The sequence below is a fragment of the Janthinobacterium lividum genome, assembly GCF_011601275.1.
Taxonomy (GTDB): Bacteria; Pseudomonadota; Gammaproteobacteria; order Burkholderiales; family Burkholderiaceae_D; genus Janthinobacterium; species Janthinobacterium lividum_E.
In genome coordinates this window covers 156,526-172,398 of record NZ_JAAOLY010000001.1, presented here as the reverse complement: position 1 = coordinate 172,398, position 15,873 = coordinate 156,526, and the positions used below count along the sequence as shown (strand labels likewise).

The following is a 15,873-nucleotide window of genomic DNA, read 5'->3' as shown; positions in this document are numbered from 1 at the left end:
ACGCTGTTCCGGCTTTTTTATTTTCCGGCGCAGTTTTACACGCGCCACCACCCCTATAATTGCCCGCTTGTTCTCTCTCGATGGAGTTTGACCCATGCTACGCCACGCCCTGCTGTCCGCCGCCTTGTTGTCCCTGTTTTCTGCCCCTGTACATGCCGCTCCCACCCTGACGACGGTGGCCGAGCGCTCGGGGTTTTTGACCACGGGCCGCTACGCGGAAGTGGAAGCCCTGTGCCGCCAGTTCCAGGCGCGCTATCCGAAGCAGGTGCGCTGCGTGGAATTTGGCCGCACGCCGGAAAACCGTCCCATGCTGGCGCTGGCCGTGTCCAACACGGGCGCCCTGACGCCGGCCGAAGCGGCGCGCCGCAAGCTGCCCGTGCTGCTGGTGCAAGGCGGCATCCATGCGGGTGAAATCGATGGCAAGGATGCGGGCTTCCTGGCGCTGCGCGAAGTCCTGGAAGGCAAGGCGGCAGCGGGCGCGCTCGACAAGCAGGTGCTGCTCTTCGTGCCCGTGTTTAACGTTGACGGTCACGAGCGCTTTGGCCAGTGGAACCGCCCGAACCAGCGCGGTCCCGTGGAAATGGGCTGGCGCAGTACGGCGCAAAATTACAATCTGAACCGCGAATACATGAAGGCCGATACGCCCGAGATGCAGCACATGCTGGCGCTGGTGAACGCCTGGGATCCGCTGGCCTATGTCGACCTGCACGTCACCGATGGCGCCCAGTTCGAACCCGATATCTCGATCCAGGTCGAACCCGTGCATGCGGGCGATGCGGCCCTGCGCGTGGCCGGAGCGGCCTTGCGCGATAATGTCCTGGCCGACCTGGCCAAGCAGGGTTCGGACCCGAAACCGTTCTATATTTCGTTTGCCGAGAACGACAATCCGCAATCGGGCTTTGTCGATTCGGCGCCGAATCCGCGCTTCTCGCATGGCTATTTCCAGCTGCGCAACCGCTTCGGCATGCTGGTGGAAACCCATTCGTGGAAAGACTATCCGACCCGCGTGCGTATCACGCGCAACACCATCGTCTCGCTGCTGTCGCAAGTGGCGCAGCATGGCGCGCAGTGGCGGCAAACGGCGCTCGAGGCGGACGCGCGCGCCGCGCAGCTGGCCGGCACGACCTTGCCGCTCACGTATAAAACCACGGACAAGAGCCGCATGATCGCGTTTCGCGGCTACGCCTACACGCGCACGCCGTCCGAAGTGTCGGGCGCGCTGATGACGCGCTACGACGAAACCACGCCGCAGATCTGGAACGTGCCCCTGCGCGACGAGATCGTGCCGGACCTGCAGCAGGCCGCGCCCAAGGCCGGCTACCTGGTGCCCGCCGCGCAGGCGCAGATGGTGGCGGCCAAGCTGCGCCAGCATGGCGTGTCCTACCAGGTGCTCGCTGGCGCGCCGGGCAGGCTGCCGGTCGAAACCTTCCGCGCCACGGCCGTCAAATTCGGGGCGCAGTCGTTCGAGGGACGCCAGACGGCGGCCGTGCAGGGCGAGTGGCAGAAAGAGGAGCGCGTGGTCGGTGCGGGCGCGCTGTACGTGCCCGTCAACCAGGCCAAGGCGCGTCTGGTCGTGGCCCTGCTCGAGCCGCGTGCGCCCGATTCCCTGCTGGCCTGGGGCAGTTTCAATACGGCCTTCGAGCGCAAGGAATACATGGAAGAATACGTGGCCGAAGACGTGGCGCGCGCGCAGCTGGCGGCCGACCCGGCGCTGGCGGCGCAGTTCCACCAGAAGCTGGCTGACGACCCCGCGTTTGCTAGGAACCCGGCCGCGCGCCTGGAATTCTTCGCCCGCCGCCACGCCTCCTGGGATGAGCGCCTGAACCTGTATCCGGTGCTGCGCACGGATGCCGCGCCGGCCGGCCTGGCATCGCCGCCTGCGCGCACACCGAAGTTGTCAAATCGCGCAGATTAATCGAAAGAAAATGCTATTCTCCGCTCGATGATGGCGCCGCCACCACGAGCAGAGAAGATGCATGGTCAACAAGACACTCTACAACCAGCACCGCGAGGCGTTTTTTCGCCTCTGCGACGCCGTCGGCGAGAATCAGGTGGAGCAGGTGCGCAGCCTGCTCGAAGCCACGCCGCTGCTGTTGACCTTGCGCCGCTACAACATGGATGACGGCGAATCGCTGCTGCATCTGGCCGCGGCCGGCGGCAGCCGCGAGGTCTGCGCATTGCTCGTGTCGCTGGGCATGGACGTCGACCTGCCCTTGCCCGGTTACCGCAACCTTACGCCGCTGGATGCGGCGGCAAGCCATGGCCGCCTCGATACCTGCCGCTGGCTGCTCGAGCAGGGCGCTGCCGTCGATGGCTTGCCGGACAATATACTGTCGCCGCTGGACAGCGCCTGTGTTGGCGGCCACGAGGACGTGGTCGCATTGCTGCTGCAGCGGGGCGCCAATCCGAATCGCCTGCATACACGCTGGAACCAGGCGCCGGTCGATATCGCCACCGGCTGGGGCTTTCCCGCGATCGCCCGATTGCTCTCTGCCGCCGGCGGCGTCAGCATACTCGACGTGCCGCAGCAGGCCGCCGCGTCGCCGCAGGAAGCTATCCGCACCTTCATGCACAACAGCGCCGGCTGGGTGCTGCCGTCCGTGTTCAGCCCGGACAGCGGCGACGCGCGCTTTTCGCTGGGGATCAGCTGCATTGGCGGCAAGCGTGATTTCAAGCTGTTGTTTAGCACCGGCCTGTTCCAGCAATCGCCGATGACGGAGCTGGCCATCTGCCTGCCGGCCCGCTGGCCGCTGACCGTCAACGGCTTCGCCGAGCACAGCCCGTGGCGCTTTCCCGTGGCGCTGCTGGCGCGCCTGGGACGGCGCACGCTCGACCAGGCCAGCCTGGCGGCGGGCGAGTTGCTGCGGCGCGACGATCCGCACCTGGCGGACCTGGCGTGGCCGGACGGCGTCGATGCGCTGCTGGCCATCGACAAGCGCTGGAATCCCGAGCCGGAGGAAGACGACATTGCCGACGATGACAAGGTCGCCATTTATCTGCTGGTGCCGGTGGCGTACACGCAGAAAGGCGCGCCCGGCGCCAGCGCCTTGCCTGCCTTGATCGAGCGCAAGCTCAAAGGCAGCTGGAAAGTGTCGGCCTTGCCCATCCCCGTGATTGGCTAGCGCCGACCTGCACGCGCGCATGGCCAGATCAAGCCGTAAAGCTTGCGGCAATGTTATCCTGCCAATAAATTTTCCGCGTCCGCGCCAACCCGTTCCACGCATCGGTTTTCCATGACAAAAAAAATTCTTCTCCTCAGCGTCTCGGCCGGCGCCGGCCACATGCGCGCGGCGCAAGCCATCGAGGCGCATGCGGCGCGCGATGGTGGTGGCGGTGGCGGCCCTGCGGCGCTGGCCCTGCATCTGGACGTGATGGATTTCGTCACGCCCGCCTTCCGCAAGCTGTACACGGATTTTTATATCAAGCTGGTCAACAAGGCGCCCGCGCTGTGGGGCTATCTGTATCACGCCACCCACGACGCGCCGCGCGACAGCTCGATGCAGCGCTTGCGCCGCGCCGTCGAGCGCCTCAACACGCGCGCGCTGATGACGCAGATCGCCGCCTTCCAGCCCGACGCCATCATCTGCACGCATTTCCTGCCGGCCGAACTGCTGTCGCGCGCACTGCGCCAGCACCAGCTGGCTTGCCCCGTGTGGGTGCAGGTCACGGATTTCGATTTGCACCGCATGTGGGTGCACGAGCAGATGGAAGGTTATTTCGCCGCCACCGACGAAGTGGCGTTCCGCATGCGCCATGAAGGCATCCCTGCCGAGCGTATCCACGTGACGGGCATTCCCATCATGCCCGCGTTTGCGCAGGCGCCCGGGCGCGTGTCGTGCGCGCAGGCGTTTGGCCTCGACCCGCGGCGCACGACGATTTTGCTGATGGGCGGCGGGGCGGGCCTGGGCAGCCTTGAAACCGTGGCCGCGCGACTGCTGGCGTTGCCGGGCGACTTCCAGCTGATTGTGCTGGCGGGGAAAAACGCCGCCGCGCTGGCGGCGCTGCAGGCGCTGGCCCGCCAGTATCCGGGCCGCCTGCTGGCACAAGGCTTTACCAGCGAAGTCGAGCGCCTGATGGCGTGCGCCGACCTGGTGATCACCAAGCCCGGTGGCCTGACCACGTCCGAATGCCTGGCCCTGGGCTTGCCCATGATCGTCAACTCGCCGATTCCCGGCCAGGAAGAGCGCAATGCCGACTATCTGCTGGAGCAGGGCGTGGCCCTGAAGGCATTCGACGCCGTCACCCTGGAATACCGCGTGCGCCTGTTGCTCGATCATCCCGAGCAGTTGCAAGCCATGCGCGCAAAGGCGCTGGCCCTGGGGCGTCCGCGCGCCGCTCTGGATGTACTGGCGCAGGTGCTGGCTTGACGGGCGCCGTGGCAAAACCCTGGCAGATCGCCCTGACCCTGGCCTGGGTGGCGCTGCTGGGATTATTTTTCGCGCAGGTGGAAATTCAGATCGAAGGCGCGGCCGGCTGGGCCGCGAACCTGCCCACCTGGCGTATCGAAAGCCATTGGCTGCTCGATATCTTCTGGGGCGGGCGGCCGATGACGGGCTACCATGCCTGGGTCTTTCCCTTCATCGCCTTGTTTTTCCATTTCCCCATGATCTTCCAGGCGCAATGGTCGCTGCGCCTCGAGTGCCGCGCCATCGGCTGCATCATGCTGTTCTGGATCATCGAGGATTATCTGTGGTTTGTGCTCAATCCCGCCTATGGCGTGGCGCACTTCAATCCGGCCCACATCGCCTGGCACAAGCACTGGCTGTGGTGGGCGCCGACCGACTACTGGGTGTCGCTGCTGCTGGCCGGCGTACTGCTGTGGTTTTCATACAAGAGGAAATCATGACCTTGCCGCATCTCCTGCTGTTGTCCCTGGCCCTGGCGGCCGGTTCCGCCGGCGCGCAGGCGCCCCTGCCGCCGCAGCGCAATGCCGAGTGGGCCACGCCGCTGCCGCAGGTGTCGAATCTGCACCAGGTCACGCCCGTCCTGTACCGCAGCGCCAGGCTCGATAGCAGCGACGTGGCCCAGTTGCAGGCGCTGGGCGTGAAGACGGTGATCAGCCTGCGCTCCTTCCACTCCGATACGCAGGTGCTCGAAGGCAGCGGCATCCGCGCCGTGCGCATTCCCATCAATACCTGGGCCATCCGCGACAAGCACGTGATCGAGACCATGCGCAGCATCCGCGCGGCAGAGCAGCAGGGCCCCGTGCTGCTGCATTGCCTGCACGGCGCCGACCGCACGGGCATGATGGCCGCCATGTACCGCATGCTGTACCAGGGCTGGCCGCGCGAGAAGGCGATCGACGAACTGAAAAATGGCGGTTACGGCTATCACGCCGTGTGGAAAAATATCGAAAGCTACCTCAAACGCGTAAATGTCGACGAGATACGTGCGCGCATCGACTCTCCGCAGCCCTGATCCCCGCTGGCGCGCCACTTCAGGCATGATTGCGATTCCAATCACGTTTTTCCGGAATCCGCATGGAACACCACAGCTTTCTCATCAACATACTGTTTTACCTGGTCGCCGCCATCATCATGGTGCCGCTGGCCAAGCGCCTGGGCATGGGCGCCGTGCTGGGCTACCTGGTGGCCGGCGTCGTCATCGGACCGTGGGGCCTGGGCCTGATCAAGAATGTCGAGGTGATCCTCAGCTTTTCCGAATTCGGCGTGGTGCTGCTGCTGTTCCTGATCGGCCTGGAGCTCGAACCGAAGCGATTGTGGCTGCTGCGCCGGCCGATCTTCGGCTGGGGCGGGGCGCAGGTGGGTGTCGTCAGCGCGGGACTGTGCGCCGTGGCCATGGCCTTCGGCGTGGACTGGCGCACGGCGCTGGTCGGGGCGTTGGGGCTGTCGCTGTCGTCGACGGCCATCGTGCTGGCCACCCTGGGTGAACGAAAATTGATGAGCACGCCGGCCGGTTCCGCCGGCTTTTCGATTTTGCTGTTCCAGGATATCGCCGCCATTCCCATGATCGCGCTGGTGCCGCTGCTGGGCGGCCTCGTCACCCATAGCGGTGAACCGGGCTGGCTGCGCGTGGCCAAGCTGGCCGCCGTGCTGGCGGCGCTGGTGATCGGCGGGCGCTTCCTCGTCAACCCCATCCTGCGCTTCATCGCCCGGACGGATTTGCGCGAAATCTTCACGGCCTTTGCCCTGCTGCTGGTGATCGCCATCTGCGTGCTGATGGAATCGGTGGGCCTGTCGATGGCGCTGGGCACTTTCATGGCGGGCGTGCTGCTGGCCGATTCAGAATACCGGCATGAGCTGATCAGCGATCTGGAGCCGTTCAAGGGCCTGTTATTGGGCCTGTTCTTCATTGCCGTGGGCATGTCCGTCGATTTCGGCGTGCTGCGCGCCCAGCCCTTGCTGATCCTGGCCCTGGTGGCGGGGCTGCTGGTGGTCAAGATCGCCTTGCTGTACCTGCTGTCGAAGTTCGTCGACATTCCCCGCGGCCAGCAGCTGTTTTTTGCGCTGCTGCTGTCGCAGGGCGGCGAATTCGCCTTCGTCGTGTTTGCCGCCGCCGAGGCCGCGCACGTGTTTGCGCCGGAGACGGCCGCGCTGCTGGTCGTGGTGGTGACCCTGTCGATGGTGGCCACGCCCTTGCTGCTGCTGGCGCATGACAAATTCATCGCGCCGCGCCTGCAAGGCGAAAAGAAGCGCCGTCCCGACGACCATATCGAGGCGCAGGACAACCCCATCGTCATCGCCGGCTTTGGGCGCTTCGGCCAGATCATCGGCCGCCTGCTGGCGGCCAACAAGATCGGCGTGACGGTGCTCGACCACGATCCGGACCAGATCGACCTGCTGCGCAAGTTCGGCTTCAAAGTGTTTTATGGCGACGCCACGCGCGTGGATTTATTGGTGGCGGCCGGTATCGAAAAAGCCAGGGCGCTGGTGATCGCCATCGACAACGTGGACGACAGCCTGGCCCTGGTCGACGCCGTGCGCCTGCGCCTGCCCGAACTGACGATTTTGGCGCGCGCGCGCAACGTCACGCATTACTATGAATTGATGAAGCGCGGCGTGACCCTGATCGAGCGCGAGACGTTTGCCGCGGCCCTGCTGCTGGGCGAACAGACCTTGCAGCAGGTGGGCTTCAGCGCGGAGCGGGCGCAGCGCGCGGCCGGCATCTTTGGCCGGCATAACCTCAAGACCTTGCTGGAAGTGGCGCCGCACTTCCAGGACCAGCAAAAAGTCATGTCCCTCACGCGCCAGGCGCGCGAAGAGCTGGAAGACATGTTCGAGAGCGATGCGGCGGCGTTTGCGGCGGCGGGAGCGGAAAACGGTAGGTCGGATTAGCGGCGAAGCCGCGTAATCCGACACCTTGCTGGCGTTATTGGTGGTGTCGGCTTACGCGCTTGCGCTAAGGCGACCTACGGTTGGCCTCAGCTTTATTTTCCCCGGCGGCTCTGAATCGCCTCGATCTGGTCCATGATGCCGTTCATGCGCGCCACCAGCGCCTGGTACGGTTTCGGCGAGGCCAGGTCGACGCCGGCCGCCTTCACCAGCTCGTACGGATAGGCCGAGCCGCCGGAACCGAGCATCTTCAGGTAGGCGGCCAGCGCGCCCGGTTCCTTGTCGAGGATGCGCTGCGCGAAATCCTGCGCTGCCGCGATCGAGGTGGCGTACTGGAACACATAGTAGCCGTGATAGAAGTGAGGCACGTAGGCCCATTCCAGCGCGTAGGCGGGGTCGATGGTCATGACGCCCTGCGCTTCGCCGTGGTAGCGCTTGAGGATGCCCGCGTAGATGGCCGTGATCTCTTCGCCCGTCAGCGATTCTCCTTTATCCACCCTGCCGTGGATGGCCGCCTCGAATTCGGCGAACATGGCCTGGCGGAAGAAGGTGCCGCGCAGGTTTTCCAGCGCCGCGCCCAGGTACAGCAGGCGCTCGTCGTCATCCTTGGCCTGCTTCAGGCGCGCGTCGAGCAGCAGCGCCTCGTTCGTCGTCGAAGCGATTTCCGCGACGAAGATGCTGTAGGGCGCATAGATCGACGGCTGCGCCTTGTTGGCCAGCACCGAATGCATGGCGTGGCCCCATTCGTGCGTCAGGGTGCTGACGGCTTCGTAATTGTCCGTGTAATTGAGCAGCACGAACGGATGCACGTCGTACGCGTCGCCATTCATGTAGGCGCCCGCCACCTTGCGCGGGCGCGGATACACATCCATCCAGCGCGCGTCCACGGCGGCCGTGAGCGCCTTGACGTAGTCGGGACCCAGCGGCGCGGCGGAGTCGAGCATCATCTGCTTGCCTTCAGCCAGCGGAAACGTGCGATCGCTTTTCAGCAGCGGCGCATAGATGTCGTAATACGCGAGGTCCTTGATGCCCAGCATGCGCGCGCGCAGCTTGAAGTAGCGGTGCAAGGTGGGCAGGTTGGCGTTGGTTTGCGCGATCAGGGTCTGGTAGACGGCTGGCGGCAAATTGTCGGCGTCAAGCGCGGCGTTTTGCGAGTCGGCGTAACGGCGCACTTTCGCGTAGGCGGCGTCCGTCTTCAACTGGCCGTACAGGGTTTCGCCGAACGTGCGTTCATATTCCTTCCACTTGCCGAAGAAGGCGTCGAATACCAGCTTGCGGTCCGCGCGATTGTCGTCGTCGCGGTACTTGGTATAGGCCGCCTGGTCGAGGCGCACTTCCTTGCCGTCCGATAATTTGACTGTTGGCCACGGGATTTCCGCATTGGCCAGGGTACGGTAGACGCTGGCGGCCGAGCCAGTCGCCAGGCCGAATTGCGCCACCAGTTGTTCGCCTGCCGCGTCCAGCGTATGCGGCGCGCTGCGCAGCATGTTACTCAATTGAAAGCGGTACAGCTGCAAGCCCTTGTCTTTGGCCAGCATGGCGTCGATGCGCTTGCTGCCCAGGGCAAGGATTTCCGGCTGCAAAAAGGTCGTCGCCTGGCTGAAGTCGTTGCCCAGCAGGGCGGCGCGCTGGTTCAGCTGGTTGCCCTTGCTGTCGCCCGTATCCTGGTCGTAATACTGCGCCGCATAGGTGGTGAGCGTATTGACGCGCTTGCGCGCCTCGGCGTACAGGTCCAGGCAGCTTTTCAGGCGGGCGCCCAATTGCCCCTTGCAGGCGCCCAGTTGCTGCAGCTGGGCCGACAGCTTTTTCGCGTCGGCGTCGAACGCGGCATCGTTTTGATACAGCGCCGTCAAATCCCAGCGGTCGGCCTGGCGGTCGGTGGGCACAGGAGCGGCAGAGGCGGTGGCGAGGCTGAAGGCCAGCAGGGAAAACAGCAGGGGGCGCTTGAGTGCGGATGGCGTCATGGTTCATTCCAGTGAGGTTGTCGGAAGAATGCGTGCTGGCCGCCGGGAAGGAATGCGCGCGTGACACATCGCGTACCGGCAGAGCTGACTACGGTACATCAAATGGACGCAGGGGGAAAGAGGGGGATGCCGCCACCGGGCGGTGGCGGCGAAACGGCAGGAGTTTACAACAGCGCCTTACAGCGCTTGCAGCGGGATCATGCCGAACGTCGTCGGCGTCGAGCACGGCTCTTCATCGAAAGCGATGTCGCCCATGGGGCTGGCCACGCCGTCCGCTTTCAAGTCCTTGAAGCCGAACAGTTTCGGGTCCATCAAATGCGATGGCGCCACGTTCGACAGGGCCGAGAAGATGCTTTCCACGCGGCCGGGGAATTTCTTGTCCCATTCGCGCATCAGGCCCTTGATCTGCTTGCGCTGCAGGTTTTCCTGCGAACCGCACAGGTCGCATGGAATGATGGGGAAGCCCTTGACTTCCGCATAGCGCTGCGTGTCTTCTTCCTTCACGTAGGCCATCGGGCGGATGACGATGTGCTTGCCGTCGTCCGATTGCAGCTTGGCCGGCATGCCTTTCAGCTTGCCGCCGAAGAACATATTCAGGAAGAACGTTTCCAGGATGTCATCGCGGTGGTGGCCCAGGGCGATCTTGTTGGCGCCCAGCTCGTCGGCCACGCGGTACAGGATGCCGCGGCGCAGGCGCGAGCACAGCGAACACGTCGTCTTGCCTTCCGGGATCAAACGCTTGACGATGCTGTAGGTGTCCTGATTTTCGATGTGGAAAGCCACGCCCAGGTCGGTCAGGTAAGCGGGCAGGATTTCCGGCGGGAAGTTCGGCTGCTTCTGGTCCAGATTGACGGCGACGATATCGAAGTGAATCGGCGCGCGTTCGCGCAAGGTCATCAAAATGTCCAGCAGCGCATAGCTATCCTTGCCGCCCGACAGGCACACCATCACCTTGTCGCCGTCTTCGATCATATTGAAGTCGCCGATGGCTTGTCCCACCAGGCGGCACAGGCGCTTGTGCAGCTTGTTGTTTTCCAGGGCGATCTTTTCCGCCTTCTTGCGCGCCAGTTTCTGCGCTTCCACGTTGGCCGGAATTTCCACGGCTGTTTCCATGACTGCGGTGTCGTTCATGTTGCTCATACTTCATCCTTGATCTTGAATACTTCCACGCCCACGCCTTCGCAGTCGGGATACACGTCCGGTTTCATGCTCGACACGCGCGCGGCGCGCACGCGCGGGTGCGCCAGCATGGCGGCGAGCACGTCGTCGACCAGGCTTTCCTGCAGCTGCACGTGGCCTTGGGCCATGCGCTTGGCGATGGTTTCGCGCATGAAGTCGTAGTCGACCACTTCTTCCAGCTGGTCATCCTTGGGCGTCGACAGGGCCAGGGGAATGTACAGGTCGACGTTGATGAGGACGCGCTGCTCGCCCTTTTTCTCGAAGTCGTAGACGCCGATGTTGATGAGGACTTCGTAATTGCGCAGGAACAGCCGGCGGCAATCGGCCAGGCGAGGGTGGGACAGGGCGGACGACATAGTTTTACCTTTTAGGGGATGCTGGAATGCTGGTTGTTTGGTGTGGCTGCTGATTATTTGGTCAAAAACATGACGTCGCGCGGCAAACCGATCAAATGCTGGCCGCCATCGACCAGCAGGGTCGTGCCCGTCAGCGCGCGCGCGCCGGCCACGTAACAGACGCAGTCGGCCACGTCCTCGGGCGTGCTGGAGCGGCCCAGCGGCGTGTTTTCATGCGCCTTGGCAAAGTTCGCTTCCGTCTGTTCGCCGGAGACCATGGTGATGCCGGGGGCGATGCCCACCACGCGCACTTTCGGCGCCAGCGCCTGGGCCAGCATGGTGGTCGCCGACAGCAGCGCCGCCTTGGACAGGGTGTACGACAAAAAATCAGGATTGAGATTGTACAGTTTTTGGTCCAGCAAGTTGATGACCACGGCTTGCCCGCCGCTTGGGGTGGCCTGGTACAGCGCTTGCGCCAGCAGGATGGGAGCGGCCAGGTTGGCGTGCATGTGGGCGTCGAGCGCGGTGAAGGAAAAATCGCCCGCATTGTCGTATGCAAACAACGATGCGTTGTTGACCACGCAAGTTACCGGCCCCAGCGCCGCCTGTGCCTGCGGCAACAACTGGCGCACGGCCACTTCCTGCGCCAGGTCGCAAGGGAATGCTTGCGCGCGGCGGCCCAGCGCAGTGATTTCCGCCACCAGGCTCTGCGCCTCGTCGCGCGAGTCGCGGTAATGGACGGCGATATCCCAGCCGTCGCGCGCCAGGCCCAGCGCGATGGCGCGGCCGATGCGGCGCGCCGCGCCCGTGACGAGGGCGACGCGGGGAGTGCTGTCGAATGGCGTTGTCGTTGCTTCTGTCATGTCTTTGCTATGGTTGAGATATTCGGTGGACGCCACACTGGCGGCATGCGCCGCCGATTCGCTACAATGCGGGAATGTCTCTTCCCGCACCCGATAGCGACGCGCTGGCCGCGTCCCATGCCTTGCAGCACCAGATTGCCGCCGAAATCGCGCGCAATGACGGCGCCATTCCCTTTGTCCGCTTCATGGCGCTGGCGCTGTACGCGCCTGACCTCGGCTATTACAGCGGCGGTGCCGCGAAGCTGGGCAAAGATGGCGATTTTACAACTGCGCCGGAGATTTCGCCCCTGTTCGGCGCCACCCTGGCCCATGTGGCAGCCGCTATTATGGCGCAAACGGCCCCGCGCATCCTCGAATTCGGCGCCGGCACGGGCAAGCTGGCCTTCGATATCCTGACGGAAGCGGCGAATGCCGGCATCGCGATCGAACAGTATGCGATCGTCGAATTGTCCGGCGAATTGCGCGCGCGCCAGGAGCTGGCGCTGGCCGCCTTCCCGCAGGTGGTGTGGCTCGACGGTTTCCCCGACAGTTTCGAAGGCGCCGTGTTCGGCAATGAAGTGCTCGACGCCATGCCCGTCAACCTGATCAGCAAGACGCCGGCAGGCTGGTGCGAGCTCGACGTCAGCATTGCCGACGGCCAGTTCGTGTTTGTCGAGCGCCCGGCCGGCGCCGATGTGGCCGCGCAGATCGCCGCCCAGGTACCCGGCGCCGATGACTTGCCGGTCGGCTATGTCAGCGAGATCCACGGGGTTGCCTGCGGCTTCATGCGCTCGCTGGCGCAGATGCTGACGAATGGCAAGGGCGGCGCGGCCGTGCTGTTCGATTACGGTTTTCCTGCGCACGAGTATTACCTGGACTTGCGCGCCACGGGCACCCTGATGTGCCACTACCGCCACCATGCCCACGCGGAACCATTTTATCTGCCCGGCTTGCAGGACATCACGGCCCACGTGGATTTTACGGCCATGGCGGTGGCGGCGCAGGACGCGGGCCTCGACGTGCTCGCCTACATGAACCAGGCGTCCTTCCTGCTGGGCTCCGGTATCGGCGACTTGCTGCTGCGCACCGATCCCGAGCAGGTCAAGACTTACCTGCCGCAGGCCAGCGCCGTGCAAAAACTGGTGTCGCCGGCCGAGATGGGAGAATTGTTCAAGGTGCTGGTGGTGGGGTATCAGGTGGCGTTGCCGGAAGCGCTGTTGTCGAGTGACCGCAGTCACCGCCTGTAAGCGCCGGCAATATCAAGGCGGGGCGGTTCCGCCCTGCAATTTCCTGTCCGCCGGTGGTTATTATCTTGTCATATCGTATATGATGACCGACACAGCACGGTTCCATCCTGCAAGAACCCGTCGCCGCGCACCGATTTCAAGATAGAACGATGGGAAAGATACATACACACTATGACAACCTGAAAGTGGCGCGCCTGGCGCCGCAGGAAGTCATACGTGCCGCGTACAAAGCCCTCAGCCAGAAATACCATCCCGACAAGAATCCCGGCGACGAAAAGGCCGCCCGCATCATGGCGATCCTCAACAGCGCCTACGGTACCTTGTCCGATCCACAACGCCGCAAGGAACACGACGAGTGGATCGCCGCCGAGGAGTGGGAAATCGAATGGCTGGAAAGCACCCACCACGAAGAAGGCAAGAGCCGCGATGGCCGCGCGAAAGGCCATGCACAGCCGCATGAGCACGCCTGGGCGCAAGATGTGCCGCCGCCGAAGGGCAAGCCGCGGCGCGGCTTGCAACCTGTCTGGCGCAACTGGCGCTGGTGGTTGAGTCTGCTTGTTTGCCTGCTGCTGGGCTGGCTGGGCGCCTTGCTGATGCTCGATACCTCGCAGCCCGTGCCTGCCGCGCTGGCATCGGCCTGGAGCGGGCTGGCCCGCGATGGCGCCAGGGCGCACCCGGACACGGCAACGGCGGACAGCGCCGCCACGCCGCCGGCAAAAAACGAGGCCGTGGCCATCGATAGCTGGGCCGTGGGCAAGCCGTATGCGGCCGAGCCTGCGCAAGCGAAGGCGCCCGAGATCCGCGTACTGGCCGTGGCGCAGCTGAGCCTGAAAGCCAGCCGGCCCGTCTGCGATGGCGCCAGCCAGGCCGAATCGACAGCGCTGGTGGCGCCGAATGGCGAGCCTTGGCCGGCGCGGTCCGGCTATGTCGATGGCTTCCCGATCGGTAACAAGGGCGATGAACTGAGCTTGACCATCGACAACAGCAGCAACACGGCGCCCGTCTTCGTCAAGCTGTATGACCAGGAGCGGCGCTCGAATGTGCGCTACCTGTACATCCTGGCCAATGACAAGCTGATGGTGGAGCAGCTCAGCGCGGGCAAGTACGAAGTGCGCTACCAGGCCGTCGGGCCCGGCCAGGACAATTGCGGCGGCGCCACACGCAGCGGCGCTTCGATACCGGCGCCGGCGCCTGCGGCGGGAGAGGGCGGGACGCAGAATCCTGTTGTAAGCAGCATCTAATCTGATTATGCTTGATATGCGTCAACGCAGCGTTCACATCGAACTTATCCCTTAGGAGTATTCATGACCGACCTCAAAGCCGATGCAGATGATAACTGGCTGCTCGACGAAGATGAGCCGGTGGCCAGTCCCTCCGGGCTGGCCGCGCCCGACCAGCGCCTGTGGCGTGTGCTGATCGTCGATGACGACGTCGATGTGCATGCCGTCACGCGGCTGGCGCTGCGCAATGTCAGTTTCAAGGGCCGTGAACTGGAACTGTTTTCCGCCTACAGCGGCCGCGAAGGGTACGAGATCCTGCGCGACACACCCGATATCGCGCTGGTGCTGCTCGACGTGGTGATGGAAACGGATGACGCGGGCCTGATCCTCGCCAAGCGCATCCGCGCCGACCTGAACAACTCCATCGTCCGCGTCGTGCTGCGCACGGGCCAGCCGGGCCAGGCGCCCGAGCAGCGCGTCATCATCGAATACGACATCAACGATTACAAGGCCAAGACGGAACTGACGACGCAAAAGCTGTTTACCACCGTCATTTCGGCCCTGCGCGCCTATGAGAGCCTGATGATGCTCGAGCGCAGCCGCATCGGCCTGGGCAAGATCCTCGCCGGCGCCACCAACCTGTACCAGATCCATTCGCTGCGCGAATTCGCTTCCGGCGTGCTGAACCAGGTCAGCGCCATCCTCGACGTGGGCGCCGACGGCGTGCTGTGCCTGATGCAGGGCGGCGCCGGGCGGCCCGAAGTGGTGGCGGCCACGGGCACGTATGCCATGCTGGCCGAGTCCGAAGCCATGCCGGCAGATCATGCCCTCACGCCCACCATCGACAAGGCGTTCGCGGAAAAGCGCAGCCAGTTCGAACATCCCGCCAATGTGCTGTTCATCCACACGGAAGGCAACCGCGAACTGGCCATCTCCGTCACGCCGCCGTGGCCGCTGGCGCAGATCCAGCGCGATCTGCTGGAAGTGTTTTGCCAGCGCATCGCCGCCGCCTTCGACAATCTGTACATGTTCGGCCAGCTGCGCAAGGCGCAGGAAGCGACCGTCGTGGCGCTGGCCGACCTGGCCGAGTTCCGCGACAGCGATACGGGCGGCCACGTGCGGCGCGTGCAGCTCTTGTCCGACGCCATCGCCCAGCGCATGCAGCAGCGCGGCGTGTATGCCGACGAGCTCAGCCCGCAGCTGCTCGACATGATCGGCCTGGCCAGCATCCTGCACGACGTGGGCAAGGTGGCCACGCCGGACGCCGTGCTGCTCAAACCGGGCCGGCATACGGACGAGGAACGGGCGCAGATGCAGCTGCACGCCAGCGTCGGGCGCACCATCCTCGAGCGGGCCGCCAACATGGTTGACGGCGTCAGCTACCTGACCTATGGCGCGCAGATCGCCGGCGGCCACCATGAACACTTCGATGGCGCCGGCTACCCGAATGGCCTGAAGGGGCGCGACATTCCCGTGGCCGCGCGCATCGTTGCCGTGGTCGACGTCTTCGATGCCTTGCTGCACGAGCGGCCCTACAAGGAGCCGTGGCCATATCCGCAGGTGCGCGAATACATCGCGCAGCGCAGCGGCAGCCAGTTCGATCCGGAAGTGGTGACGGCGCTGCTGGACCTGATCGACAACGAACCGCAACTGTGGCATCCGGAGCGCGCCACCGCTTGAGTTGCAACTTCGTTGGCGTTTTTCGGCTCGCCGCCATTCCCTTGCGCGCGGCGCCGTCATATACTCGGCAGCCTCATGCTGGCCGGCGCCACGCACCAGTGTGGCGCGCCGCGG

13 protein-coding genes are annotated in these 15,873 nt (G+C 64.4%); 9 read left to right on the top strand and 4 right to left on the bottom strand.

The genetic code is table 11. From position 1 onward, the window contains the following. Window positions 1-94 precede the first annotated feature (94 nt). The 6 genes from GYK42_RS00785 to kefC all read left to right on the top strand — a co-directional run bounded on the left by GYK42_RS00785 (window position 95) and on the right by kefC (window position 7,295). On the top strand, window positions 95-1,915 hold the full coding sequence (locus GYK42_RS00785) for a M14 family metallopeptidase (RefSeq protein WP_166445959.1): 1,821 nt from the start codon (window positions 95-97) through the stop codon (window positions 1,913-1,915). Between the two features lie 61 nt (window positions 1,916-1,976). Next, on the top strand, window positions 1,977-3,122 hold the full coding sequence (locus GYK42_RS00780; RefSeq protein ID WP_166445958.1) for an ankyrin repeat domain-containing protein: 1,146 nt from the start codon (window positions 1,977-1,979) through the stop codon (window positions 3,120-3,122). Window positions 3,123-3,233: 111 nt separating this feature from the next. Continuing rightward, window positions 3,234-4,367 carry an MGDG synthase family glycosyltransferase gene (locus GYK42_RS00775; protein WP_240943358.1) on the top strand — a complete coding sequence of 378 codons (1,134 nt, stop codon included), beginning with the start codon at window positions 3,234-3,236 and terminating at the stop codon, window positions 4,365-4,367. A gap of 8 nt (window positions 4,368-4,375) precedes the next feature. Next, entirely contained in the window at window positions 4,376-4,846 is a 471-nt protein-coding gene (locus tag GYK42_RS00770) for a hypothetical protein (protein ID WP_346768041.1), read from the top strand. Beyond that, window positions 4,843-5,418: a dual specificity protein phosphatase family protein gene (locus GYK42_RS00765; RefSeq protein WP_166445956.1), complete on the top strand. Its 576-nt coding sequence runs from the start codon at window positions 4,843-4,845 to the stop codon at window positions 5,416-5,418. Before GYK42_RS00770 ends, GYK42_RS00765 begins: the two co-directional genes overlap by 4 nt. Before the next feature lie 62 nt (window positions 5,419-5,480). Continuing rightward, window positions 5,481-7,295: a glutathione-regulated potassium-efflux system protein KefC gene (gene kefC, locus GYK42_RS00760; RefSeq protein ID WP_166445955.1), complete on the top strand. Its 1,815-nt coding sequence runs from the start codon at window positions 5,481-5,483 to the stop codon at window positions 7,293-7,295. Window positions 7,296-7,387: 92 nt separating this feature from the next. Here kefC and pepF read toward each other — a convergent pair whose 3' ends face one another. The 4 genes from pepF to GYK42_RS00740 all read right to left on the bottom strand — a co-directional run bounded on the left by pepF (window position 7,388) and on the right by GYK42_RS00740 (window position 11,633). After that, window positions 7,388-9,256, bottom strand: a complete 1,869-nt coding sequence (gene pepF, locus GYK42_RS00755) for an oligoendopeptidase F (protein ID WP_166445954.1) — start codon at window positions 9,254-9,256, stop codon at window positions 7,388-7,390. Window positions 9,257-9,433: 177 nt separating this feature from the next. Next, entirely contained in the window at window positions 9,434-10,387 is a 954-nt protein-coding gene (gene ttcA, locus GYK42_RS00750) for a tRNA 2-thiocytidine(32) synthetase TtcA (protein ID WP_166445953.1), read from the bottom strand. Window positions 10,388-10,392: 5 nt separating this feature from the next. Continuing rightward, a complete protein-coding gene (locus GYK42_RS00745; protein WP_034753111.1) occupies window positions 10,393-10,791 on the bottom strand; it encodes a dihydroneopterin aldolase in 399 nt (132 codons plus the stop codon). Between the two features lie 53 nt (window positions 10,792-10,844). Beyond that, a complete protein-coding gene (locus GYK42_RS00740; RefSeq protein ID WP_166445952.1) occupies window positions 10,845-11,633 on the bottom strand; it encodes an SDR family oxidoreductase in 789 nt (262 codons plus the stop codon). Window positions 11,634-11,707: 74 nt separating this feature from the next. On the opposite strand from GYK42_RS00740, the gene GYK42_RS00735 reads away from it, so the two are divergent. The 3 genes from GYK42_RS00735 (at window position 11,708) to GYK42_RS00725 (ending at window position 15,759) form a co-directional block, all read left to right on the top strand. Continuing rightward, window positions 11,708-12,859 (top strand): class I SAM-dependent methyltransferase, encoded by a 1,152-nt coding sequence (locus GYK42_RS00735; protein WP_166445951.1) that lies wholly within the window; start codon window positions 11,708-11,710, stop codon window positions 12,857-12,859. A 149-nt stretch (window positions 12,860-13,008) separates the two neighbouring features. Continuing rightward, window positions 13,009-14,100 (top strand): J domain-containing protein, encoded by a 1,092-nt coding sequence (locus tag GYK42_RS00730; RefSeq protein WP_166445950.1) that lies wholly within the window; start codon window positions 13,009-13,011, stop codon window positions 14,098-14,100. A gap of 63 nt (window positions 14,101-14,163) precedes the next feature. Next, window positions 14,164-15,759 carry a DUF3369 domain-containing protein gene (locus GYK42_RS00725; protein WP_166445949.1) on the top strand — a complete coding sequence of 532 codons (1,596 nt, stop codon included), beginning with the start codon at window positions 14,164-14,166 and terminating at the stop codon, window positions 15,757-15,759. Window positions 15,760-15,873: the final 114 nt, after the last annotated feature.